Source organism: Microbacterium sp. NPDC055903 (genome assembly GCF_053615555.1).
In genome coordinates this window covers 466,322-490,416 of sequence record NZ_JBSHCA010000001.1, presented here as the reverse complement: position 1 = coordinate 490,416, position 24,095 = coordinate 466,322, and the positions used below count along the sequence as shown (strand labels likewise).

Here is a 24,095-nt window from a genome sequence, read left to right as displayed (position 1 = left end):
CTTTAAAAAACACAATATCTTTCGGCGGCCGGTTATGTTTTTTTAACTACAGCGGTCCACCCCCTCCCGGGGGTCCGACGGGGCCCCCCGGGGGGGGGGGGGGGGCCCCGGGGGGGCCCCCCCCCCCCCCCCCACGACGGCCGGCAATCCGGCGTGCGCGACGATGTCCACGGCCCGGCGGATGCCTCCGAGCGGCTGTGCCTTGATGACGAGGATGTCGGCGGCGCCGGCGCGCGCCACGGCAAGCGGATCGGATGCCTTCCGCACGCTCTCGTCTGCGGCGATCGGGATGCCCATATAGGCGACCCGGCGACGCAGCTCGGCGAGTTCGTCGATGTCGAGGCATGGCTGCTCGGCGTATTCCAGGTCGAACTCGGCGAGGGCGTGCAGCGCATGCTCGGCCTCGTCGACGTTCCAGGCCCCGTTCGCATCGATGCGGATGCGGCCCTCCGGCCCGAGCACGGCGCGCGCCGCGCGCACCCTGGCGATGTCATCGGCGAGGACCTGCCCGCGCTCGGCGACCTTCACCTTCGCCGTCCTGCATCCGGGGAAGCGGGCGAGGAGCTCGCCCACGCCGCCGGCGGCGATGGCGGGGACGGTCGCATTGACACGGACCTCGGAGCGCACGGGCTCGGGCTGCGCTTCCCAGGCGAAGTCGATCGCCGCGGCCAGCCAGACCGCCGCCTCGGCATCCTCGTACTCGACGAACGGCGAGAACTCCGCCCAACCCTGCGGGCCCTCGAAGAGCAGGGCCTCGCGCACATCGACGCCCCGGAATCGGGTCGCCATCGGCAGCGCGACGACGCGGGCGGTGGCGAGCAGGTCATCGAGTGCGGGGAGCATGAGCCCATTGTGCTCCTCGCGCCCACGTACCGAATCCCGGACGGCCCGGTGCCGGTTCGGCGTGTCGGGTGATGGCGCGCCGTGTCGGCGGTCCCACCGCCCGGTATTCGGCCCGGCCGCCGCTCAGCCCAGGCGCTTCTGGAACTCTCCCATGCGCTCGCTCGGGCGGAAGCCGAGTCGGGTGTTGATGGCCAGCATGTGCGCGTTCACGCCGGCGTTGTAGGTGTACACGTGGCGCACGGCGGGGAACCGCCGCTCCAGCATCCTGAGGTTCGCGATCTTCACCGCCATCCCGAGCCCGTTGCCCCTGGCCTCGGGGCGGACGAGGGTTCCCCACTGGTAGGAGTTGCCGTCGTCGCCGGAGACGACGAGCTGGGTGTAGGCGACCGCGCGTCCCCGTGAGTCGAGGGCGATCGTGCCGAAGGAGATCCTGTTCTGCGCCGCGAGCAGATCCTCCTCCTCGCGGATGCCCTGGGGCGACACGACCGTCGCCTCGACGTCCAGCGTTCCCGTCGGCGCCTCGGTGTCGATCTCGGCGTAGAGCTCCGCCCAGCCCTGCAGGAGTTCCTCGGGGACGGGTCCGCGCCACGAGCGGAGGGTGAACCCGGATGCTCCGTGCGTCGCGGAGGCGGCGAGATCGTCGAGCAGCGCGGGGTCCACGGGAAGGTCCAGTCGGGACTGCACGTCGCCGAGCGCGAGGTCGTAGCCGTGCCTGCGTGCGAACTCGCGGCCGGCGGCGCCGGCGCCGTCCTCGCCTGCCTCGTAGGGCCATGAGACCTGCGCGGTCAGGATGCTGCGGCCCGCCTTGGACGCTTCGGATTCCAGGGCGCTGAGCACGGCGGAGCCGATGCCGCGACGTCTGTGCTCCGGCTCGACGTGCGCACCGATGGATGCGGTGCGGAGGTTGTCCTGCAGGGGGAGGGCGAGCCGCCCCGCGCCGACGATCTCGTCGGTCTCGAGGGCGAGGTATGCCCGACGGTCGAACGCCGAGGTGCGCTGCTGAAGCTCGTGGCGCGATTCGCCGAGCGTCCACACCGGGATGTCCTCACCCCGGTCGGCGCGCTCCGCTCGTGCGTAGATCCGCCACCATGCGGTCACCGCCGCGTCGTCGAAAGGGTCGATGCGAACGAGCTCGATGGGCATGCGATCGACGGTACCGGATGCGCTGGTGGGTCGCACGAGGATGCATCGTTGACAATAGTGTGTGACACACAGTAATGTGCTCGACATGGACGAAACGCTCGATACCCACCTGCAGGAACTGCGCCGCGGCACGGTCGTCCTGGCCTGCCTGCAGCTGCTGCGCGACTCCGGATACGGGTACGGCCTGCTCGAGAAGCTCGATGCTCACGGGTTCGCGACGGACGCGAACACGCTGTACCCGCTGCTCAGGCGTCTCGAGAAGCAGGGCTACCTGAACAGCGAGTGGAACACCGAGGAATCCAGACCCCGCAAGTTCTACCGCACGTCGGACGATGGCATCCGCCTTGCCGACATCCTCACGCAGGAATGGCTCGCGCTGACCGGCGCGATCGCCACGCTGACAGACCCCACGGATTCCGCAGACGATGCGGAAGAGGAGAACTGAGATGACCACCACGCTGACCGAGCGGTACATCGCCGCCACCGTCAAGAGCCTCCGACCGACGATGCAGGACGACGTCAGGGACGAGCTCGAGGCCTCCATCGCCGACGCCGTCGAGGCACGGATCGAGCAGGGCGAGCGTCAGGCGGATGCCGAGCGCGCCGTTCTGACCGGGCTCGGCGACCCCGGCATCCTCGCCGCCGGCTACGCGGACCGGCCGCTGCAGCTGATCGGGCCCCGGTACTACCTCACCTGGCTGCGACTGCTGAAACTGCTGCTGTGGATCGTGCCGATCTCCGTCGCCTTCGCCGTCGGCCTCGGGCTGACGATCTCGAACGCGCCGATCGGCGAGGTGATCAGCCAGACGGTCGGTGTCACGGTCTCCGTGATCGTGCATCTGTGCTTCTGGGTCACCCTCGTCTTCGCCGTCCTCGAGCGCACTGGTGCTGAGACCGGGCTGACCTGGAACGTGGACATGCTCCCCGAGCCCACCGAACAGGGAGCGGGGCGGAGCGAGCTGATCGGCTCGGTCGTCTTCCTGCTCATCTCGGCCGGAGCCGTGCTCTGGGACCACTTCCGCGGGTTCTTCCCGACCGGCGGCGAGCACATCCCGATCCTGAACCCCGCGCTGTGGCCATGGGGGATCGCCGTGCTCTTCGTGATCATGGGCCTGGAGGGTGCCATCGCCTTCGCCGTCTACGGGCGCGGGAACTGGACGCGCGCGCTCGCCGCGGTCAACACCGCCCTCGCCGTCGTGTTCGCGATCGCCGGTGTGACGCTGCTCGCGACGGGTCAGCTCGTGAACCCGGAGTTCCTCTCCTTCGTCACAGAGGCGGGCGGGGCCGGCTTCGCCGCAGGAGACGCCGAGGCCGCGGACGAGGGCGGCATCCTGCGCATCCTCGCGGTGCTGCTGGGGGCATGCATCATCGGCATCAGCGGCTGGGATGCCGCAGACGGCTGGCGCAAGGCGCGTCGGGCGGCATGATCGCCGGTCGAAGGGCTCGGGAATAGGCTGGTTCCATGGTCTCCGAGCTCTTCGACCCGGCGGAATGGGTGCTCGCACCCGGCGCCGAGGCGTACACCGACATCACCGCCCATGTCTCCGTCGACGGCGGCGTCGCGCGCATCGCCTTCAACCGCCCCGAGGTGCGCAACGCCTTCCGGCCCCACACCGTCGATGAGCTCTACCGCGCACTGGACATCGCGCGACAGGATGCCCGGATCGGCGCCGTCCTGCTGACCGGCAACGGTCCGAGCCCGAAGGACGGCGGCTGGGCGTTCTGCTCCGGCGGTGATCAGCGGATCCGCGGACGGGACGGGTACAAGTACGCTTCGACAGGCTCAGCGAGCGGGGAAGCAGGCTCAGCGAGCGGGGAAGCGCCGGTGCCGAACGCCGCATCGCTCGGGCGGCTGCACATCCTGGAGGTCCAGCGGCTGATCCGCTTCATGCCGAAGGTCGTCATCGCGGTCGTCCCCGGATGGGCGGCCGGCGGGGGACACTCCCTGCACGTCGTCTGCGATCTCACCATCGCCAGCGCGGAGCACGGTCGTTTCAAGCAGACCGATGCCGACGTCGGCAGTTTCGACGCGGGCTACGGATCGGCCTACATGGCCCGCCAGACCGGTCAGAAGATCGCGCGCGAGGTCTTCTTCCTCGCCGAGGAGTACTCCGCGCAGCGCGCATACGAGATGGGCGCGGTGAACCGCGTCGTCCCTCACGAGGAGCTCGAGCGCGAGGCGCTGCGCATGGCGCGCACGGTGCTCACCAAATCGCCCACCGCGATCCGGATGCTGAAGTTCGCCTTCAACGCCGTGGACGACGGGCTCGTCGGGCAGCAGGTGTTCGCCGGCGAGGCCACCCGCCTCGCCTACGGCACGGATGAAGCCGTCGAGGGGCGCGACTCGTTCCTCGAGAAGCGCGACCCGGACTGGTCGTCCTTCCCCTGGCATTACTGATGGTCGCGCTGCTCCCCGTCTCCGGCGACGATCCGCTCGAGGTGCAGCGGATGCTCCGCGCGGCGCTCGACGGCGGGCCGGCGCTCGCGCTCGGCGCCCTGCCGGATGCGGACAGGGAGCACGTGCCATCCGGCACGGCGGTCGTGATCACCACCTCGGGATCGACGGGCGTTCCGAAGCGGGTCGCCCTGAGCGCCGAGGCGCTGCGCGCGAGCGCGGAGGCGACCGCCGCGAGGATCGGATCGGGACGCTGGCTGCTCGCGCTGCCGGCCGGGTACGTCGCCGGGCTCCAGGTGCTCGTGCGTTCGCACCTCGCAGGGACCGAGCCGACGATCCTCGCCGGGCGGTTCTCGCCGCGCTCCTTCGCGGAGGCGACGCTGGGAATGCTGCGCCCTTCGACAGGCTCAGGGCGCGGGAGCGGTGGCTCAGGGCGCGGGAGCGGTGGCTCAGGGCGCGGGGGTGCCGCGAGCATCCCCGAGCTCTACACCTCGCTCGTGCCCGCGCAGCTGTCGACGCTGCTGGATGCGTCGGACGACGCCGTCGTCCTCAGCGCGTTGCGGGCCTATCGGGCGATCCTCGTCGGCGGCCAGGCGCTTCCGGAAGCGCTCAGGGAGCGCGCCGCCGATCTCGGTGTGCGGATCGTGCGCACCTACGGCTCGAGCGAGACGAGCGGCGGATGCGTCTACGACGGCGCCCCTCTGGACACCGTGAAGGTCCGAAGCGTCGACGGGGAGCTGCACATCGCGGGCCCGATGCTGGCCGATGGCTATCTCGGCGATCCGGCGCTGAGCGAGCGGGTCTTCCTCCGCGATGAGCACGGCATCCGCTGGTATCGGACGGGAGACCTGGGCATCGTCGAAGACGGCATCGTGCGGGTGCACGGCCGGGCGGACAACGTCATCGTCTCCGGCGGGATCAACGTGTCGCTCGACAGGGTCGAACGGATCGTGCGCGCCGTCCCTGGGCTCGCCGGCGCCGTCGTCGTCGGTGTCGACGACGAGCGATGGGGCGAGGCATCCGTCATCGTCGCGGCGCGGGGTGAGGCACTGCGACGCAGCGAGCCGGAGCAGCTCGCGCACGCCCGCGAGGCCGTCGCCGAGGCACTCGGCAAGCACGCGCGCCCCGCGCGGCTCTTCCTCGTCGATGCGCTCGCAACGCTGCCGTCCGGCAAGCCGGACCGGGAGACCATCCGGCGACTGGCCGCCGAGCTGCGCTGAGTGCGCAGTCGAACCTGCGCCAGACTGGTGCGATGGCGAACTACACCCATGGGCATCATGAGTCGGTGCTGCGCTCGCACAGCAACCGGACCATCGCGAACTCCGCGGAGTACCTGAGCGCGCACCTCTCGCCGGATGCATCGCTCCTCGACATCGGCGCCGGTCCTGGCACGATCACGGCGGACTTCGCCACCCGTGTCGCCCGCGTGACCGCGACGGAGATCGGCGAGGCCGAACTCGACCTCTCGCGGCGCGCCGTGCGCGAGCAGGGCCTGGAGAACGTCTCGTTCTCGGTCGAGGACGTCCACGCGCTGGGCTTCGAGGACGACTCCTTCGACATCGTCCACACCCACCAGGTGCTCCAGCACGTCGCCGATCCCGTGCAGGCGCTACGCGAGATGCGCAGGGTGGCCAAGCCAGGCGGCGTCGTCGCGGCGCGTGACGCCGACTATGCGGGCTTCATCTGGTTCCCCTTGCTCGGCGAGCTCGACGAGTGGTTGCGCCTGTACCGCGAGGCCGCGCGCGCGAACGGCGGCGAGCCGGATGCCGGACGGCGGCTGCTCTCCTGGGCCAAGGCCGCGGGCTTCGAGGACGTCACGGCGACGGCATCCACCTGGTGCTACTCCACCCCCGAGGAGCGCGCGTGGTGGGGCGGCTTGTGGGCCGAGCGCATCCTGGAGTCCGCGCTCGCCCGGCAGCTCACGCGCGAGGGTCTTGCCACCGCCGCCGATCTGCAGCGCATCAGCGCTGCCTGGCTCGCGTGGGCCGAGGCCGACGACGGATGGTTCCTCCTGCCGCACGGTGAGATCGTCGCGCTCGCCTGAGCCGCGTGTCGCGCGGAGCCGGATACATCTGCAGGCGGATGTCCCGCGCATCCCGGTCGCGTAGCGTGAAACGTGTGATCCGTTCGCTGTCCCGACTCGCCCTCGTCCTCGACGTCGCGGGCGCCGTCGCGCTGTTCGCGGTCATGACGCCCCTCTCCCTCGTGCTCTACGCGCCGGGGAGCCTGTCCTACATCGCGATATCCGAGGCCGCCGGCATCGGCGCGACGGTCCTCGCCGCGGTCCTCCAATGCGGGGCGGTGGCCATCGGAAGGCTCGCCCCCGGCATTGCGCTCGGGGCTGCGTGGGCGGGGGCGCTCGTGCAGATGGGGGCGGGACTGTCCCCACTGCCGATCAACGTGGCCATCCTCATGGTCCTCTACGCGACAGCGGCGTGGGGCACCAGGCGCGTGATGTGGGCAGGCCTCATCTCCGCCGGCGCGGGAGCGCTGATCGCGGGCGTCTACATCGCCGTGATCAACAACGGGGTCGGAGCGGGGCTCGGCATCACGTTCGCCGCGGCGACGCTGCTGATCCTCGTCTCCGTGCTCGCGCTCGGGTTCTCGTGGGTCGCCGGTTTCGGCTGGCGGATGGTGCTGCGCTCCCGTCGGATCCGCGAAGCGCAGCGCCGTGCGGAGATCGCGACGGCGGAGGAGCAGGAGCGGGTGCGGATCGCACGCGACATGCACGATGTCGTCGCGCACTCGCTCGCCGTCGTCATCGCCCAGGCCGACGGCGCCCGCTATGCCGCAGCGGCCGACCCCGACGCCGCGACGGCGGCACTGACGACGATCGGGCAGACCGCGCGGGGCGCGCTGAGCGATGTGCGGATGCTGCTGACACAGCTGCGGCACAGGCAGGGCGAGGGACCGCAGCCGACGCTGGCGGACCTCGAGGCGCTGTTCGCGCAGGTGCGCCAGGCCGGCATCGAGCCCGATATCACCATCGATCCGATGCCTCCGGGGGAGCCTCCGGCATCGATCCAGCTCGCCGTCTACCGCATCCTCCAGGAGGCGCTCACCAACGCACTCAGGCATGGCGGAGGGCAGGACGTGGACATCCGCCTGGCATGGCATCCGGATCACGTCTCGCTCTCGGTGTCCAACGCCGTCGACGAGGCGCACCAGGCCGGGCTCGGGGGAGGGCACGGCATCATCGGCATGCGCGAGCGCACCCAGCTCGTCGGCGGGGTGCTCCGCGCAGAGCGGGAGGGGCGGATGTTCGTGGTCAGGGCGCGGCTGCCCATCGGGCCGGTCGACGCGCGCCAGGATGAGGAGCACACCGCAGAGGAGGAGACCGCATGATCAAAGTCGCGCTCGTCGACGATCAGGCCCTCTTCCGTGCGGGGATCCGCATGGTCGTGGACTCGCAGCCCGACCTCGACGTGGTCGGCGAAGCCGGCGACGGGCAGGAGGCTCTCGCGGTCATCGCCAGGACGAGGCCCGATGTCGTCCTGATGGACATCCGGATGCCGGTGATGGACGGCCTGACCGCGACCGCACGGCTGCTCGAGCAGCCCGATCCGCCCAAGGTCGTGATGCTGACGACGTTCGACCTCGACGAGGCCGCCGCGCGGGCGATCAGGCAGGGGGCGAGCGGGTTCCTGCTGAAGGATGCCGACCCCGAGTTCCTCCTCGCCGCGATCCGCACGGTGCACGCAGGCTCGAGCGTCATCGCCGCGTCCGCCACGCGCGACCTGTTCGCCCACTTCGCCGAGGCCGCCAAACCCGTTCCGTCTCAGTACGCCGAACTGACCGAGCGCGAGCGCGAGATCTTCGCCCTCGCCGCGCGCGGGCTCTCCAACGCCGAGATCGCCGGACGCGAGTATCTCAGCGAGGCGACCGTGAAGACCCACATCAGCCGCATCCTCACCAAGCTCGCCCTGCGCGACCGGGTGCAGCTCGTCGTCTTCGCGTTCGAACACGGCCTGGCCTGATCCCGAAACCGCAGCACGGCCTCGCCTGACCTCGAGACTGCAACACCACGCCGAGACGACGTCGACCCGACGTCGTCTCGGCGTGGTGTTGCAGGGTGGGGTCATCCTTGGGATGTATGAGGATGATCCGCCAGAGCGATGACGCGGCGGAGGCGGATTCCTAGCGTTGAAGGCATGGAGATCACGACCACCGACCTCGGGCTCGCCGCCCGCGTCCAGCACCTGAAGAAGTCCTACGGCACCGGCGAGAGCACCGTCCACGCGCTCGACGACGTCAGCGTCGGCATCCGCCGGGGGCAGTTCACCGCCATCATGGGACCGTCCGGCTCCGGCAAGTCCACCCTCATGCACATCATGGCGGGCCTCGACGCTCCCACCGAGGGACGTGCCTGGATCGGGGACACCGAGATCACCGGTCTCGGCGACCTCGACCTCACGATCCTGCGCCGCCGCCGGGTCGGATTCATCTTCCAGGCCTTCAATCTGGTGCCGACGCTGGATGCGCTCGGCAACATCATGCTCCCGTTCGAACTCGACGGACGGCGTCCGAGCGCGATCGAGCGGGCGCGCATCGACGGCCTCGTTGAGACGCTCGGTCTCGGCGCACGTCTTCGCCATCGCCCTCATCAGCTCTCCGGCGGACAGCAGCAGCGCGTGGCGATCGCCAGGGCGCTCGCCACCGCACCCGACCTCGTCTTCGCCGACGAGCCCACCGGAAACCTCGACTCCGCGACGGGCCGCGAGGTGCTCCGACTCCTGTCGGCGGCGAGCCGCGAACACGGCCAGTCCATCGCGATGGTCACGCACGACGCCATCGCGGCCAGCCACGCCGACCGCGTCCTCTACCTCGGCGACGGACGCATCGTGGCGGATCACCCCCGCCAGAGCGCTGAGCAGATCGCGGCGTACATGCTCGCCGCGGAGGTGGCGGCATGACCGCGATCACGGCGGCCACCGTGCCGGACACCGCGCGGACAGGGCCTCGCTTCGGCTGGCTGCGCGAGCGCGGCATGGGTGCGAGCATCCTCGTCTCCGCGCTCGCCGCAGCACTCGGAACGGTGCTCGTGGAGGCCACCGTCTACATCGGGGACATGCTCGCGGCGGATCCGTACATCGGCGACAGCGAGACCCTCGCCGTCGTCACCGCCATCCTCTCGGTGCTGCTCGTCGGCGTCGCGCTGTACGTGGCGGCGATCGTCACGGCGAACACCTTCTCGACGATCATCGCCGGCCGCACGCGCAGCATCGCGCTCATGCGCCTCATCGGCGCAAGCGCACGCTCCCAGCGGGTGGCAGTCGCGAGGCAGGGACTCGTGGTGGGCGTCATCGGCGCCGCCGTCGGCCTCGTCGCCGGCCTTCTTGTCGCGGCGGGCGGGGTGCTCGTCGCGGATCGGGTGATCGGGGGCGTCGACGCGTTCACGCTCGCTCAGCCGGCGATCGTCATCCCGGCACTGGGCGTCGCCCTGACCACCTGGGCCGCCGCCTGGGCTGGGTCCCGCCGTGTGCTCGCGGTCACGCCGCTGCAGGCCATCGGCGGATCCGTCGAGCGCACGCACGAGGATGCCGCCTCCCGGCCGGCGCGTCATGTCGGCGCGCTGATCCTGCTCGTCCTCGGCATCGCGCTGCTGGTCTTCGGCATCCTGATCGGATTGGTCACACCGCTCGGCGTGATCGTCGCGTTCTTCGGCGGCCTGCTCTCGTTCACCGGGCTCTCGCTCGGCGCCGTGCTCGTCATGCCGCCACTGCTCCGGCTGGTCGGGCGCCTGTTCGGCGGGTCTGCGACGGCCCGTCTCGCCGCGGAGAACGCCCTGCGCTATCCAGAGCGATCGAGCCGCATGACGATCGGCGTCGTGATGGGCGTGACCCTTGTGACGATGTTCGCCGTCGCCCTCGAGTCGGTGAAGGCGCTGCTCACCAAGGCATCGGGGGGCGCGCTCGACCCTCAGTTCGCTGTCATCATGGACAGCTTCGCCGCGGTCATGATGGTGCTCGTCGGCATCTCGGCCGTCATCGCCGCCGTCGGGCTCGTCAACCTCCTGACCATCGGGGTGGTGCAGCGACGGCGCGAACTCGGGCTGCTGCGGGCGATCGGCCTGTCCAACGGGCAGGTGCGGAGGATGATCCTGCTCGAAGCGCTGCACATCACGGTCACCGCGACCGCGACCGGCCTCGTGCTGGGCGTCGCCTACGGCTGGATCGCCGCGCAGTCGCTGCTCGGCTCCATCAGGATGCCTCCGCTCTTCGAGGACACGGCGGGCCTGGTGGCTCCTGCGGTGCCGTGGATCCCCGTCGCGGTCATCGTGATCGCCACCGCGGTCCTGACGCTCGTCGCCGCGGCGACGCCGACGCGTCTGGCGACGCGGGTCGCTCCCGTGGAGGCGCTGGCCGTCGACTGAGCGGTCCTGGCCGCGCCCTAAGCTGGAACCATGTCGCAGCCCTTCGACCAGTCCACCTACCAGGTCCGCCTCGAGTGGGGGGTCGAAGGGCTCGGCCGGCTCGCGCCCGCCGACATCGTGGTGGTCGTCGACGTCCTGCGGTTCTCCTCGATCGTGACGGATGCCGTCGCCGACGCGCGCCCTGTGGAGCTCGAGGATGCGACCGGCTGGTCGGCCAACGGCGCGGCCGTCGTCGCCGCGGCGGTCGGTGCTGAGACCGTCCTCATCGGCGGCATCCGCAATGCAGCGGCGGTCGCACGGGCGGTGCTTGCCGTGCAGGACAGGCGCAAGGCGCGCACCTCGGTGTCCGTGATCGCCGCAGGGGAGCGGACGCCGGACGGCGGGCTGCGTTTCGCCGTCGAGGACCACCTCGGCGCCGGGGCGATCATCGCGGCGCTCAGCGACCTCGGCATCGACCACACCTCGCCGGAGGCCGCTGCCGCGTGCGAGTCCGCGCGGGGGCTCCGCCGGGCCATGCGGCACCTGCTGTCGGCGTCCGGCTCCGGACGCGAGCTGGCGGAAGGCGTCGACGCGACGGCGCGCATCCAGGCATTCGGGCTCGTGCCCTCGAGCGTCGAGTCGGCCGCAGAGCTCGATGCGAGCGATGTCGTGCCGGTGCTGGAGGACGGCGTCTTCGTCGCCTTCTCCTGACGCCGCCCTGCCGCCTCAGCGGGGCGTCTGGGCGGCGAGTCTCGTGGCCGCGGTGATCTCGCGCCTCGTCCAGGTGAACTCGAAGCGGGGATCGAAGGTGCGCGAGCACTTCGCGCAGCTGGTGGCCCTGGCGGGCCGACGGTGGCGGTACGTCACATGGCCCGCCGGGCAACGGCCGACCCAGGGTGCGAGCTCGTTCGCCGTCTCGCCATGATGCGTGGTCCCGCCGACGTAGCCCAGTTCGCGGGCGATCCGTTTCCAGGCAGGGCCGTGCGCCGCCTGGTGGCCCGCCAGCGCATGCGCGACCTCGTGCAGGAGCACCTGGTGGATGTCGTCGTCGTCGAAGCGCGCAGCCAGATACCGCGACACGGTGATCCGCTTCGCGCGGTAGTCGCACTGCCCCGCACGCCGTTTGGCGTTGTCGAATCCGAACGTCCAGCTCGCATCGAGATGCATCCGGATGAGCGCTTCGCCCCAGGTGCGCACACGGTCCAACTCGGCCATGATCTCAGGCTAGATCACACCGACGACATCGGGGGCGAGGGATCAGATCGCGACCGGCTGAGACATCCGTCGGCGCTCGACGGCCTCGATGGCGAGGAGGAGCGTCTGCAGGTCGTTGTCGTCGGCGCCGAGCTCGCGGCGCAGGAACAGCGCGCGCTTCAGGCTGTCCTTCGCCTGCTCGTACTCTTCGGCCTCATAGGCGTTCTTGCCTCTGTGCTGGTGCGCGAAGGCGGCGATCGACGCCCAGCGCTGACCCTCCGCCTCGTCCGCGCAGGCAGCGAGGACCTGATCCGCCGCGGCATGCGCACCACGGAGCTGCAGGATGGTCGCGTGCAGGACGCGGGCGCGCAGCACATCCTTGCGCGTGCCGGCCATGCGAGCCTGTCGCACCGTCTCCTCGGAGAGGGCGAGCGCCTCGTCGAGGCGGTCGAGGACCTTCAGCAGCCAGACCCGCTCGAGCATCGCCGGCAGGCTGCGCTGCTCCTCGATCTCGGCGAGACGCCGTGCGCATTCGGAGGGATCGACCACTTCGCGAAGCGTCTCGGAGTCGTACCCCCGGATGAAACTCATGTGATCTCCTTCCGCACACTGCCCTTCCAGTCTGCCTGCGCGTCCGCTCCGCTCGGCGGCGGCACGCCCGCGTCAGCGAAGGAAGATCGAGGCGTCCGGCTTCGGGGAGGCCGTCGCGTCGGCATCCGTGACGATGCGAGCCCCCTGCGTGAAGGCCGCGACCTCAGCGCCCTGCGCGATCTTCGCCGGGTGGGGGCCGGCGGCGAGCATCCGAGGCAGCCAGTGCGTCGGCAAGGGGGATGCCGAGGCGGCGATGACGAGGTTGCCGAATCGCCTGCCCTTCAGCACCTGCGTGTCGGCGAGCACAGCGACCTCGCCGAGCACGGCGGAGATGGTCGCGACCTGGCGCCTGGCGAACGCGAGGCCTGGTCCGTCGGCGACGTTGACGAGGAGCACGCCGCCGGGGGAGAGTAGGGTCGACAGCTCCCGATAGAACTCCAGACTCGTGAGGTGCGCCGGGGTCTGCGCACCCGAGTAGACGTCCGAGACGACGAGATCGCACGCGCCCGTGAGAGCGGCGGGCAGGCGGCCCACTCCCTGCCTTGCGTCGCCGATCCGGATGCGGATGGCTGCCGAACGCGGCAGCGGCAGATGCTCGCGGACGAGCGCCGCCAGCGGAGCCTCCAACTCGATCACCTGCTGGCGGGAGCCGGGCCTGGTGGCCTCGATGTACCGGGGGATCGTCATCGCGCCGGCTCCCAGGTGCACGGCGGTCAGCGTATCGCCCGGTTCGCGGAGCTGATCGATCACCGCCCCCATCCGGACGATGTACTCGAAATGCAGGTGCGTGGGGTCGTCGAGGTCGACGTGCGACTGGGGAGTCCCGTCGACGACGAGTTCGAACCCGCTGGTGAACTCGCTCGGCTCGATGGTCGCGACACCGCCGTGGTCCAGGCGTGCGCGCGGATGCTCGACGTCGCGTCCGCGGGCTCTTCCCATGGGGTCAACCCTACGTGTTACGGGTGTGTGACGATCTCGCCGAGGAGTTGCAGGGGGTTTGTTAGTCGTGGATACTTTTTCCTGATCGACCTGCAACACCGTGCGGTCGAGGCAGTTTTCAATGAGGAGATACACCCGATGAAGAAGCGCATTCTTCCCGTCGTGGCGCTCGGCGTCACGGCGACGCTCGGTCTGGCCGCCTGTGCAGGCGACAGCGGCAGCGGCAACGGCGGTGCCGACGGCGAGGGCCAGACCCTCAGCGTCTGGATCATGCAGGGCACCAACCCCGACTCCACCGCGTTCCTCGACGAGGTCGCGACCGCGTTCGAGGAGCAGACCGGCGCCACCGTCGAGTTCGAAGAGGTCCAGTGGGCCGACGCGCATGACCGCTTCGTGACGGGCATCGCCGGCGGAACCACCCCCGACATCGCCGAGACCGGCACCACCTGGACGGCGGAGTTCGCCGATGCGGGCGCACTGCTCCCGATCGACGAGTACGTCGACGCGGAGGACGGCCTGCGCGATGACCTCGTCGAGGGCCTCGAGGTCGCCGGTACCTACGCCGAAGAGCTCTACGGCATGCCGTGGTACGCCGGTGTCCGCTCGATCATCTACCGTGCCGACGTCTTCGAAGAGCTCGGACTCGAGGCTCCCAAGACCTGGGACGACATCATCGCCGCGGGCGAGGCCATCAAGGCCGCGCACCCCGAGATGCTGCCGTTCCCGGTTCCCGGCGACGCCGAGTTCCAGGTCTACCCCTGGGTCTGGGGCGCGGGCGGCGAGATCGCCACGCTCGACGGCGACACCTGGACGAGCGAGCTGGACAGCGCAGAGTCGCAGGCAGGCATCGAGTTCTACACCGACCTCGCCACGGAGCACGGCTTCTCGTCGGCCGGTGCGACCACCTGGAAGGAGACCGACCTCCGCGACGCATTCACCCGCGGCGAGGTGGCCATGATGCTCTCCGGCTCCTGGACGCCGAACGCGATCATCGAGGCGGCCCCCGACCTCGAGGGCAAGCTCGGCGCCGCGGTCATCCCCGGCCAGGACGGCGGCATCGCCCCCTCCGTGCTCGGCGGTTCGCACCTGTCGATCTTCAACACCACGAAGAACCCCGAGCTGGCCTGGGAGTTCGTCAAGCTGATGACCACCGGCGAGTTCGCCGAGAAGTGGGCCGACGAGACCGGCTACTTCCCCGGCGTCCAGTCGGCGATGGAAGAGGCGCTCGCCTCGACCGACCCGCTCGTCGCCCCGTTCGCCGAGCAGATGGTCGACGGCGGAGCATCCGTTCCCGTGACGCCGAACTTCGGCGCCGTGCAGGCCAAGAAGACCACCAACGCGATGATCCAGTCGATCCTCAGCGGGCAGAAGGACGTCGCCACGGCGACGAAGGATGCCGCGGCCGAGATGACCGAACTGCTCAACCAGTAACGATTCAGTGAGGCAGTAACCCTTCATGTCGATGGTGCAAGCACCAGTTCCGACCACCACGGAGGCGGGGCGTAACACCCCCGCCTCCGTGGCCGGAGGCCGAAAAGGCCGAACCCTGACCTGGGCCAGGAGCCGTCCATGGCTCCTGCTGGCGCCGGGGCTCATCATCCTCGCGGTGCTGATGCTCTGGCCGCTCGTGCAGGTGTTCATCTACTCCCTGCAGGACTACGGCCTGCGGCAGATCAACACCGGCGAGACGAACTTCATCGGCCTGGACAACTACGTCGAGGCGCTGACGAACTCGACGCTGTGGACGGTGGTGCTGCCCAACACCGTCGGCTTCGCCGCCGTCGCCGTGTTCGCCACCGTCGCGCTCGGCACGCTCGTCGCGCTGCTGCTGCAGCGGCTCGGACCCCTGTGGCGCACCATCGTCTCCAGTTGCATCATGGTCGCCTGGGCGATGCCCGCCGTGACGGGGACGTACGTCTGGACCTTCATCTTCGATGCCGACCGCGGCATCTTCAACACGGTCCTCAAGGACCTCGGGCTCATCGACCAGTCCGTCAACTGGTTCACCAACCAGTGGTCGTTCTACGCGATCGTCCTGCTGAACGTCGTGCACCACGGCTTCCCGTTCGTCGCCATCACGGTGCTGGCCGGGCTCCTGGGCGTCTCGAAGGAGATGCTCGAGGCGGCGGCCCTCGACGGCGCGAACGCATGGCGTCGGTTCTGGAGCATCGTCTTCCCGACGCTTCGCCCCGTGTTCTCCGTGGTCATCATCCTTTCCACGATCTGGGACTTCAAGGTGTTCGCGCAGGTCTACCTGATGCCAGGCGGCTCCGGCTCGAACCGCTCCGTGCTCAACCTCGGCGTGTGGTCGTACGTCGAATCCTTCGGTCAGAACCGGTACGGCTTCGGCGCAGCGCTCGCCGTGCTGCTGACCCTCGTGCTCATCGGCATCACGATCGTCTACATCCGCTCGCTCATGAAGGAGGACGAGCTGTGAACCCCCGTCCGTCCGTCCTCTCCCGCGTCGGTCTCGGCGTCGGCGTCGCCGCGATCCTCATCTTCACGCTCTTCCCGGTGTACTGGATGATCTCCAGCGCCTTCGATGCGAAGGCGTCCAGTGGGGGGCAGTCCCTGCTGCCGCAGGAGTTCACCTGGGAAAACTTCGCCTTCGTCCTCACCGACGGCGGCTTCGGCACCTACCTGCGCAACTCGGCGATCGTCGCACTGGTCACGGTGCTCGTGAGCGCCCTGGTGTGCCTCCTGGCCGCCGTCGCGGTCGCGCGGTTCCGCTTCAAGTTCCGCACGACGATCCTCATGATGATCCTGATCGTGCAGATGGTCCCGCTCGAGGCGCTTGTGATCCCGCTGTTCCTGCAGGTGAAGAGCCTCGGGCTGCTCAACAGCATCCTCGGCCTCATGGTCGTCTACGTCGCGCTCTCGCTGGCCTTCGGCATCTGGATGCTGCGCGGATTCGTCGCGGCCGTTCCCGTCGAGCTCGAGGAGGCCGCGTACATCGACGGCGCGAGCTGGTGGCGGATGTTCCGCTCCGTGCTCCTGCCACTGGTGATGCCCGGCCTCGTCGCAACGAGCATCTTCAGCTTCATCACGGCGTGGAACGAGTTCATCTTCGCGATGACGATGCTCGGAGGAGAGAGCGACCAGTACACGGTCGCGATCGGTCTGAAGTCCTTCTTCGGTCTGCACTCCAACGACTGGGGCAGCATCATGGCGGCATCCACCATCATCACGATCCCGGTGATGATCTTCTTCGTGATCGTGCAGCGCAAGCTCTCCGCCGGCCTCGTCTCGGGGGCTGTGAAGGGATGACGGACGAGCTCACCCGGCTCGCGAACGGTGTGCTCTGGCCGGGGTTCTTCGGAACCTCGGCTCCGGCATGGCTCGTCGCCGAGCTCCGCGACGGCCTCGCCGGCGTCGTCTACTTCGCGCAGAACATCTCCGACCGGCTCCCCGCGCTGAGCGCCGAGCTGCGCGCCGCGAACCCCGATGTCCTCATCGGCGTCGACGAGGAGGGCGGCAGCGTGACCCGCCTCGAGGCGGCGACCGGGTCGACGCTCCCCGGAGCATGGCAGCTCGGCACGCTCGACGACACCTCGGCGAGCAGGGCCGTCGGCGGGGAGCTCGCCAGGCGGGCTCTGGCCGCCGGCGTCAACGTCGTGCTGGGGCCCGTCGCCGACGTGAACACGGATCCGCGTAATCCCGTGATCGGCGCGCGCGCTTTCGGTGCGGATGCCTCGCTCGTGTCGCGGCATGTCGCAGCGACCGTCGAGGGGATCCAGGATGGCGGCGCGGCCGCGTGCGTGAAGCACTTCCCCGGCCACGGCGATACGCACCTCGACTCCCATCACGCGCTGCCGGTGATCGGGCTGGATCCGGCAGAGGTCGAGTCCGTGCACCTCGCGCCGTTCCGCGCGGCGATCGAGGTGGGAGCGGATGCCGTCATGACGGCGCATATCGTCGTCCCCGCATGGGGTGAGGAGCCGGCCACGCTGAACGCCCTCGTGCTCGGGCGGCTGCGCTCGCTCGGCTTCGACGGCGTCATCATCACGGACGCCCTCGACATGGCCGCGATCCGCGAGAGCGTCGGCATCGGCGGGGGAGCGGTGAAGGCCCTGGCCGCCGGTGCCGATCTGCTCTGCATCGGCAACCCGACCAATCCTGGAGCGGCGGCGCACGCCGACCAGGACGAGCGGGACTTCTTCGCGGCCAGAGACGCGATCGTCGCGGCACTCCGGGACGGATCGCTCTCGCGGGAGCGCGTCGCCGAGGCGGGATTGCGTGTGCGCGCTCTCGCGCAGAAGCTGGCCGCCGCCGAGCCGACCGCGTTCGCCGAGGTCGACACACGCGAGATCGTGCGTCGGTCGGTGAGCTTCGCCGGCGCGCCGATCGAGCAGGCCACTTCGCTCGCCGTGGTCGACGCGCGCCGTCGTTCGACGCTCGCCGTGGACAGTGCGGCCGACTACGTCGCGGCCGGGCTGGCGGGGGAGGACTTCCGGGTGCGGCTCGATCTCGCCGCGGCGTCCCCGGATGCCGTGGCCGAAGCGCTGGCCGAGGCCCGCGCCACCGGCGGGCGCCTTGTCCTCCTCGTCGACCGCCCCGAGACGGAGCCCGCCCAGCGCGCGCTCGTCGAGGGCGCGGCGGATGCTGTCGTCGTGAACGTCGGGCTTCCCGTGCAGGGCGAGCTGGCCGTGCCCGTGATCGAGGTCGGAGCGGCGAGCCGTGTCTCGGCCGAAGTGGCGCGCGACCTGCTGGTGGGGTCGCCCGCTCGCTGAGTCTTGCCTCCCGCTCGCTGAGATCGTCGTCTTTCCCGCTCGCTGAGCTTGTCGAAGCGTGCTGGGGGCTGAGGTTGTCTTTCCCGCTCGCTGAGCTTGTCGAAGCGTGCTGCGGGGTTCCCTTCGACGGGCTCAGGGAACGGCGACAGGCTCAGGGAACGGGGACAGGCTCAGGGAACGGGGACAGGCTCAGGGATCTCAGTCGAGGGCGGCGGCGACGGCATCCTCGACCGACGTGACCTGCCAGGCGAAGCCGTCGGCGCGGAGGCGGGCGGGCTCGACGCGCTGGTCGGCGAGCAGCAGCTCATCTGCGGCGAGACCCATCCCCGCACGCAGGGCGAAGGCCGGCAATCGGAACAGGTGAGGGCGGTGCAGCGCCCGCGCGAGTGCCGTCGTGACCGCCTTCGAGGTCGCCGGCGCAGGGCCGGTCAGGTTGACCGCTCCGGCGAGCTGCGATCCCGTCGCCAGGTGCAGCAGCGCGCGCGCTTCATCGGCGAGGGAGATCCAGGGCCAGTGCTGCCGCCCATCGCCCACCGTGGCACCGAGTCCGAGCCGCGTCGTGAGCAGCAGTGGCTTCAGCGCGCCGCCACCGGCGAGCACCAGGCCCGTCCGTGCGTGTACGACGCGGGTCCGTTTCTCGGCGCCGAGCGTCGCCGCCTCCCACGCGGAGACGACGTCGGCCAGGAATCCGGTTCCGGCATCCGCCTCCTCGCTCAGCGTCTCGCCGGGCCTGCCACCGTAGATCCCCACCGCGGAAGCCGACACCCAGGCCGACGGCGGCGTCGGACTCGCTGCGATCGCCGTCGCGATGGCGGCTGTGCCGGCGACTCTGCTCCGCAGGATCTCGGCGCGGTAGCTCTTCGTCCACGGCAGGCGCGACAGGCTCGCACCGGAGAGGCTGATGACAGCATCCGCCTCGTCGATCGCCCGCTGGGGAATCTCTCCCGTCTCGGGATCCCATCGCAGCTCGTGAGCTCCCGCCGGCGCGCGACGAACCAGGGTCTGCACCTCGTGCTCCTCGGCAGCGCGCCTGGCCACCTCGGTGCCGATGAGACCGCTTGCGCCGGCCAGCAGGATCTTCATACCCGGCACCCTACCCGTCGCCGCTCCCGCGGGCGCCCGTAGTCTGGACGGATGCCGCGCACCCTGGTCCTGTCGTACGCACCCGATGCCGTGCCCGAGGCGGCCACGGTGCTGTTCGATGCCGACACGATCGCGCGATGGGCATCCGCGGACCGCTCTGCACGCCGGCCCGAGGTGATCGCGATCGAGGAGGAGGGCGCCTGGCTCGCTGCCGCCCTCGTCACCGCCCGTGCCGGTGCGGCCTATCTGAAGATCGTGGATGCCGCCGGCGAGCTCGCCCCACTGATCGAGGCGATCGCGGAGCACGCCATCGCGCGCGGTGCCGTTCAGCTGAAGTGGGAGGGGTGGACCACCGACCACGCGCAGGCGTCCGAGCACGGCTTCGCACCGCTGCAGACGCCGCTGGACAGTGCGATCGGCGACGACGAGCCCGAGCGTGGATACGTGCGCTGGCTCGTCGAGGCGGACCTCGTCGAACCTCCCTACTACCGGCAGACCGAGACGTTCACGTGCGGGGCCGTCGTCTCCCTGATGGCGCGGGCACTGGGTGGAGACTCTGCGGCGCGACGCTTCGACCGAGCGGCGGAGCTCGCGTTCTGGCGCTCCGCGACGAACTTCCCCGCCTGCGAGCCGGTGGGTCTCGGCGTCGCCGTGCGGCGGACGTGGCCGGATGCCGCGGTCGAGGTCGCGCTCGACACCGACCGCTCGGTGATGATCGGTCATCTCCCGCCGGCCGAGCAGCAGTGGCGGGCCGTGCTGCAGCGGGAGTCCAGGGCGGATGCCGCGGCCGCCGGCGTCGCCGTCCGCCCGCGACGGATGCCGGTCGATGAGATGCGCGCCGTCGTCGAGGCGGGGGAGCGGATGCTCGTCGCCGTCTCCCTGCGCACGATGCAGGGATTCGATGTGCCGCATTGGCTGCTCTGCCATGCGGCTGTGCGCGGGGCCCTCATCGCCGAGGACCCGTGGACGTCGGGAGCGACGGGCGACACCTGGCTGGACGCCCATCTGCTGCCGATCGCGGACTCCTCGCTCGATGAGATGGCCGCCCTCGAGGAGGACGGCTACCGGGGCGTGGTGCGCATCGGCTGAACGGGCGAGGATGCTTTTACCGCAGCATCCGAAATTGGTCAAGGATTCGACTGGACATGTCGCGAAATCGGATCTATAGTTAGTAGTTGCGCTCGCTTCTCCGTGCCCTCATATGGTGGTCGGCATCTCGTTGAGCATCCGAGCGCGCACTCCACCTGACGACAAAGGACTCGAGAAGCCCCGCGGGGCTCACGGAGGTTATTCCCTTGGCTGCTGCTCGCAACGCATCCACATCCACCACCACCAAGAACGGACGCGGAGCATCCCGCCTCTCGTTCGCCAAGATCTCCGACACGCTGACGGTCCCCGACCTTCTCGCGCTGCAGACCGAGTCGTTCGACTGGCTCGTCGGCAACGACGCGTGGAAGACGCGCGTCGCCGAGGCCCGCGAGGCCGGACGCAAGGACGTCAACGAGGTCTCGGGGCTCGAGGAGATCTTCGAGGAGATCTCTCCGATCGAAGACCTCAGCGAGACGATGCAGCTGAGCTTCACGAACCCGTACCTGGAGCCGGAGAAGTACTCGATCGACGAGTGCAAGGAGCGCGGCAAGACCTACGCCGCCCCGCTGTACGTCGAGGCCGAGTTCATGAACCACCAGACCGGTGAGATCAAGACCCAGACGGTCTTCATGGGCGACTTCCCTCTGCAGACCGACAAGGGAACGTTCATCATCAACGGCACCGAGCGCGTCGTCGTCTCGCAGCTCGTGCGTTCCCCCGGCGTCTACTTCGACAAGACCCCGGACAAGACCAGCGACAAGGACATCGTCTCCGCGCGCGTCATCCCCAGCCGTGGTGCATGGCTCGAGTTCGAGATCGACAAGCGCGACCAGGTCGGCGTGCGCATCGACCGCAAGCGCAAGCAGTCCGTCACGGTCTTCCTGAAGGCCCTCGGCCTCTCCAGCGACGACATCCTCGCGGAGTTCGCGGGCTTCGACTCCATCGAGGAGACCCTGGCGAAGGACACCATCCTCACCAAGGAAGACGCGCTGCGCGACATCTACCGCAAGCTCCGTCCGGGCGAGCAGGTCGCCGCTGAGGCCGCCCGCGCGCTGCTGGACAACTTCTACTTCAACCCGAAGCGCTACGACCTCGCGAAGGTCGGCCGTTACAAGATCAACCAGAAGCTCGGTCTGGACGCCTCGCTGTCCGACTCCGTGCTGACGGTCGACGACATCGTCGCCACGATCAAGTACCTCGTCCGCGTGCACCGCGGCGACGAGACCTTCGAGGGCATCCGTGCAGGCAAGAAGGCGGAGATCCGCCTGGCCGTCGACGACATCGACAACTTCGGCAACCGTCGCATCCGCGCGGTCGGCGAGCTCATCCAGAACCAGGTCCGCACGGGTCTGTCCCGCATGGAGCGCGTCGTCCGCGAGCGCATGACCACGCAGGACATCGAGGCCATCACGCCGCAGACCCTGATCAACGTGCGTCCCGTCGTCGCCGCGATCAAGGAGTTCTTCGGAACCTCGCAGCTGTCGCAGTTCATGGACCAGAACAACCCGCTCGCGGGTCTGACCCACAAGCGCCGCCTCTCCGCGCTCGGCCCCGGCGGTCTCTCGCGCGACCGTGCCGGCGTCGAGGTCCGTGACGTGCACCCCTCGCACTACGGCCGTATGTGCCCGATCGAGACCCCTGAAGGCCCGAACATCGGTCTGATCGGCTCGCTCGCGACCTTCGCCCGGATCAACTCCTTCGGCTTCATCGAGACCCCGTACCGCAAGGTCGTCGGCGGTCGCGTGACCGAGGAGATCGTCTACCTCACCGCCTCCGAGGAGGCCGAGTACGTCGTCGCCCAGGCGAACGCCGTGCTGAAGAAGGACGGTCACTTCGCCGATGAGCGCGTTCTCGCCCGTCGCGGTCGCGACGGCGAGGTGGACCTGTTCCACCCCGAGGAGATCGGCTTCATGGACGTCTCGCCGCGCCAGATGGTGTCGGTCGCGACCTCGCTCGTGCCGTTCCTCGAGCACGACGACGCGCAGCGCGCGCTCATGGGCGCCAACATGCAGCGTCAGGCCGTGCCGCTGCTGCGCAGCGACTCCCCGCTGGTCGGAACCGGTATGGAGGGCTACGCGGCCATCGACGCCGGTGACGTCATCACCGCCGAGAAGGCCGGTGTCGTCAGCGAGGTCTCCGCGGACCGCGTCGTGATCATGCTCGACGAGGGCGGCACGCAGGAGTACTACCTGCGCAAGTTCGACCGCTCCAACCAGGGCACGTCCTACAACCAGCGGGTCATCGTCTCCGCCGGTGAGCGCATCGAGGCCGGCGAGGTCATCGCCGACGGCCCCGCGACGGAGAACGGCGAGCTCGCGCTCGGCAAGAACCTCCTCGTGGCGTTCATGACGTGGGAGGGCTACAACTTCGAGGACGCGATCATCCTCAGCCAGGACCTGGTGAAGGACGACACCCTCTCCTCGATCCACATCGAGGAGTACGAGGTCGACGCCCGCGACACGAAGCTCGGCAAGGAGGAGATCACCCGTGACCTCCCCAACGTCAGCCCCGAGCTGCTGAAGGACCTCGACGAGCGCGGCATCATCCGCATCGGTGCCGAGGTTCGCCCCGGCGACATCCTCGTCGGCAAGGTCACGCCGAAGGGCGAGACCGAGCTGAGCGCCGAGGAGCGCCTGCTCCGCGCGATCTTCAACGAGAAGAGCCGCGAGGTCCGCGACACCTCCCTGAAGGTGCCGCACGGCGAGCAGGGCACGATCATCGCCGTCAAGGAGTTCAACGCCGAGGACGGCGACGACGAGCTCGGCTCCGGCGTCAACCGCCGCGTCGTGGTCTACATCGCCCAGAAGCGCAAGATCACCGAGGGCGACAAGCTCGCCGGCCGCCACGGCAACAAGGGCGTCATCGCGAAGATCCTCCCGATCGAGGACATGCCGTTCCTCGCGGACGGAACCCCGGTCGACATCGTCCTGAACCCGCTCGGCATCCCCGGTCGAATGAACTTCGGCCAGGTGCTGGAGACCCACCTCGGATGGATCGCCAAGCAGGGCTGGAAGGTCGAGGGCACCCCGGAGTGGGCGGTCCGCCTGCCCGAGCACGCCCGCGAGGTCGCGCCAGGCACGAAGGTCGCCACCCCGGTGTTCGACGGTGCGAGCGAGGAGGAGATCTCCGGTCTCCTCGACTCGACGACCCCGACGCGCGACGGCGTGCGCCTGATCGACAGCTCCGGCAAGACGCAGCTGTTCGACGGCCGCTCCGGCGAGCCGTTCCCGGCGCCGATCTCGGTGGGCTACATGTACATCCTGAAGCTGCACCACCTCGTGGACGACAAGATCCACGCGCGCTCGACGGGCCCGTACTCGATGATCACCCAGCAGCCGCTCGGTGGTAAGGCGCAGTTCGGTGGCCAGCGCTTCGGTGAGATGGAGGTGTGGGCGCTCGAGGCATACGGCGCCGCATACGCGCTCCAGGAGCTCCTCACGATCAAGTCCGACGACATCCTCGGCCGCGTCAAGGTGTACGAGGCGATCGTCAAGGGCGAGAACATCCAGGAGCCCGGCATCCCGGAGTCGTTCAAGGTGCTCATGAAGGAGATGCAGTCGCTCTGCCTGAACGTCGAGGTCCTCTCGGCGGACGGCACGGCGGTCAACCTCCGCGACACCGACGACGAGGCCTTCCGCGCAGCAGAAGAGCTGGGTATCAACATCTCCAGCCGCTTCGAGTCCGCTTCGATCGACGAGATCTGACCTCGGTCAGCCTCCGTCGCCCACATTGATTT

The 24,095-nt window shown here is 69.6% G+C and carries 21 protein-coding genes and 1 pseudogene; 16 read left to right on the top strand and 6 right to left on the bottom strand.

The genetic code is table 11. The features are described 5' to 3' along the window. Nucleotides 1-132: 132 nt before the first annotated feature. Both ACWGJP_RS02215 and ACWGJP_RS02210 read right to left on the bottom strand, forming a co-directional pair. Nucleotides 133-843 (bottom strand): annotated as a pseudogene (locus ACWGJP_RS02215) (o-succinylbenzoate synthase); the annotation flags it as partial. Nucleotides 844-966: 123 nt separating this feature from the next. After that, a complete protein-coding gene (locus tag ACWGJP_RS02210) occupies nt 967-1,986 on the bottom strand; it encodes a GNAT family N-acetyltransferase (protein WP_452328116.1) in 1,020 nt (339 codons plus the stop codon). A gap of 85 nt (nt 1,987-2,071) precedes the next feature. On the opposite strand from ACWGJP_RS02210, the gene ACWGJP_RS02205 reads away from it, so the two are divergent. The 10 genes from ACWGJP_RS02205 (at nt 2,072) to ACWGJP_RS02160 (ending at nt 11,444) form a co-directional block, all read left to right on the top strand. Next, nucleotides 2,072-2,431, top strand: a complete 360-nt coding sequence (locus ACWGJP_RS02205; RefSeq protein ID WP_452328115.1) for a PadR family transcriptional regulator — start codon at nt 2,072-2,074, stop codon at nt 2,429-2,431. A gap of 1 nt (nt 2,432) precedes the next feature. Continuing rightward, the gene (locus ACWGJP_RS02200; protein WP_452328114.1) at nt 2,433-3,413 is read left to right on the top strand and encodes a permease prefix domain 1-containing protein; all 981 of its coding nucleotides are present in this window, start codon (nt 2,433-2,435) and stop codon (nt 3,411-3,413) included. A gap of 35 nt (nt 3,414-3,448) precedes the next feature. Beyond that, entirely contained in the window at nt 3,449-4,384 is a 936-nt protein-coding gene (locus tag ACWGJP_RS02195; protein ID WP_452328113.1) for a 1,4-dihydroxy-2-naphthoyl-CoA synthase, read from the top strand. Next, the gene (locus ACWGJP_RS02190) at nt 4,384-5,601 is read left to right on the top strand and encodes an AMP-binding protein (protein WP_452328112.1); all 1,218 of its coding nucleotides are present in this window, start codon (nt 4,384-4,386) and stop codon (nt 5,599-5,601) included. The genes ACWGJP_RS02195 and ACWGJP_RS02190 overlap by 1 nt, the downstream gene beginning before the upstream one ends. Before the next feature lie 32 nt (nt 5,602-5,633). Then, complete coding sequence (locus ACWGJP_RS02185) at nt 5,634-6,425, top strand: class I SAM-dependent methyltransferase (RefSeq protein ID WP_452328111.1); 792 nt, start codon at nt 5,634-5,636, stop codon at nt 6,423-6,425. 74 nt (nt 6,426-6,499) lie between these two features. Then, nucleotides 6,500-7,726: a sensor histidine kinase gene (locus tag ACWGJP_RS02180; protein WP_452328110.1), complete on the top strand. Its 1,227-nt coding sequence runs from the start codon at nt 6,500-6,502 to the stop codon at nt 7,724-7,726. Further along, nucleotides 7,723-8,358 (top strand): response regulator, encoded by a 636-nt coding sequence (locus ACWGJP_RS02175; protein ID WP_452328109.1) that lies wholly within the window; start codon nt 7,723-7,725, stop codon nt 8,356-8,358. Before ACWGJP_RS02180 ends, ACWGJP_RS02175 begins: the two co-directional genes overlap by 4 nt. A 174-nt stretch (nt 8,359-8,532) precedes the next feature. Beyond that, a complete protein-coding gene (locus tag ACWGJP_RS02170; RefSeq protein WP_452328108.1) occupies nt 8,533-9,294 on the top strand; it encodes an ABC transporter ATP-binding protein in 762 nt (253 codons plus the stop codon). Then, complete coding sequence (locus ACWGJP_RS02165; RefSeq protein WP_452328107.1) at nt 9,291-10,754, top strand: FtsX-like permease family protein; 1,464 nt, start codon at nt 9,291-9,293, stop codon at nt 10,752-10,754. Before ACWGJP_RS02170 ends, ACWGJP_RS02165 begins: the two co-directional genes overlap by 4 nt. 30 nt (nt 10,755-10,784) lie before the next feature. Then, nucleotides 10,785-11,444 (top strand): 2-phosphosulfolactate phosphatase, encoded by a 660-nt coding sequence (locus ACWGJP_RS02160; protein WP_452328106.1) that lies wholly within the window; start codon nt 10,785-10,787, stop codon nt 11,442-11,444. A 15-nt stretch (nt 11,445-11,459) separates the two neighbouring features. On the opposite strand, the gene ACWGJP_RS02155 is transcribed toward ACWGJP_RS02160, so the two are convergent. The 3 genes from ACWGJP_RS02155 to ACWGJP_RS02145 all read right to left on the bottom strand — a co-directional run bounded on the left by ACWGJP_RS02155 (nt 11,460) and on the right by ACWGJP_RS02145 (nt 13,457). Then, nucleotides 11,460-11,948, bottom strand: coding sequence for a SprT-like domain-containing protein (locus tag ACWGJP_RS02155; protein ID WP_452328105.1), 489 nt, complete (start codon nt 11,946-11,948; stop codon nt 11,460-11,462). 42 nt (nt 11,949-11,990) lie between these two features. Then, nucleotides 11,991-12,518, bottom strand: a complete 528-nt coding sequence (locus ACWGJP_RS02150; protein ID WP_452328104.1) for a hypothetical protein — start codon at nt 12,516-12,518, stop codon at nt 11,991-11,993. Between the two features lie 72 nt (nt 12,519-12,590). Then, nucleotides 12,591-13,457 carry a spermidine synthase gene (locus tag ACWGJP_RS02145; protein WP_452328103.1) on the bottom strand — a complete coding sequence of 289 codons (867 nt, stop codon included), beginning with the start codon at nt 13,455-13,457 and terminating at the stop codon, nt 12,591-12,593. A 138-nt stretch (nt 13,458-13,595) separates the two neighbouring features. Here ACWGJP_RS02145 and ACWGJP_RS02140 point away from each other — a divergent pair, with 138 nt between their 5' ends. Genes ACWGJP_RS02140 through ACWGJP_RS02125 form a run of 4 tightly spaced genes read left to right on the top strand, consistent with a single transcriptional unit; the run spans nt 13,596 to nt 18,187 of the window. Then, on the top strand, nt 13,596-14,888 hold the full coding sequence (locus ACWGJP_RS02140) for a sugar ABC transporter substrate-binding protein (RefSeq protein WP_452328102.1): 1,293 nt from the start codon (nt 13,596-13,598) through the stop codon (nt 14,886-14,888). A gap of 25 nt (nt 14,889-14,913) precedes the next feature. Further along, on the top strand, nt 14,914-15,894 hold the full coding sequence (locus tag ACWGJP_RS02135; RefSeq protein WP_452328101.1) for a carbohydrate ABC transporter permease: 981 nt from the start codon (nt 14,914-14,916) through the stop codon (nt 15,892-15,894). Then, on the top strand, nt 15,891-16,724 hold the full coding sequence (locus ACWGJP_RS02130; RefSeq protein WP_452328100.1) for a carbohydrate ABC transporter permease: 834 nt from the start codon (nt 15,891-15,893) through the stop codon (nt 16,722-16,724). The genes ACWGJP_RS02135 and ACWGJP_RS02130 overlap by 4 nt, the downstream gene beginning before the upstream one ends. After that, entirely contained in the window at nt 16,721-18,187 is a 1,467-nt protein-coding gene (locus ACWGJP_RS02125) for a glycoside hydrolase family 3 protein (protein WP_452328099.1), read from the top strand. The genes ACWGJP_RS02130 and ACWGJP_RS02125 overlap by 4 nt, the downstream gene beginning before the upstream one ends. A 198-nt stretch (nt 18,188-18,385) precedes the next feature. Here ACWGJP_RS02125 and ACWGJP_RS02120 read toward each other — a convergent pair whose 3' ends face one another. Beyond that, nucleotides 18,386-19,270 (bottom strand): TIGR01777 family oxidoreductase, encoded by an 885-nt coding sequence (locus tag ACWGJP_RS02120; protein ID WP_452328098.1) that lies wholly within the window; start codon nt 19,268-19,270, stop codon nt 18,386-18,388. Between the two features lie 51 nt (nt 19,271-19,321). On the opposite strand from ACWGJP_RS02120, the gene ACWGJP_RS02115 reads away from it, so the two are divergent. Together ACWGJP_RS02115 and rpoB are read left to right on the top strand one after the other, a co-directional pair. Next, nucleotides 19,322-20,359 (top strand): peptidase C39 family protein, encoded by a 1,038-nt coding sequence (locus tag ACWGJP_RS02115; protein WP_452328097.1) that lies wholly within the window; start codon nt 19,322-19,324, stop codon nt 20,357-20,359. 206 nt (nt 20,360-20,565) lie between these two features. Beyond that, nucleotides 20,566-24,063 (top strand): DNA-directed RNA polymerase subunit beta, encoded by a 3,498-nt coding sequence (rpoB, locus tag ACWGJP_RS02110; RefSeq protein WP_452328096.1) that lies wholly within the window; start codon nt 20,566-20,568, stop codon nt 24,061-24,063. The last annotated feature ends 32 nt before the right edge of the window (nt 24,064-24,095 follow it).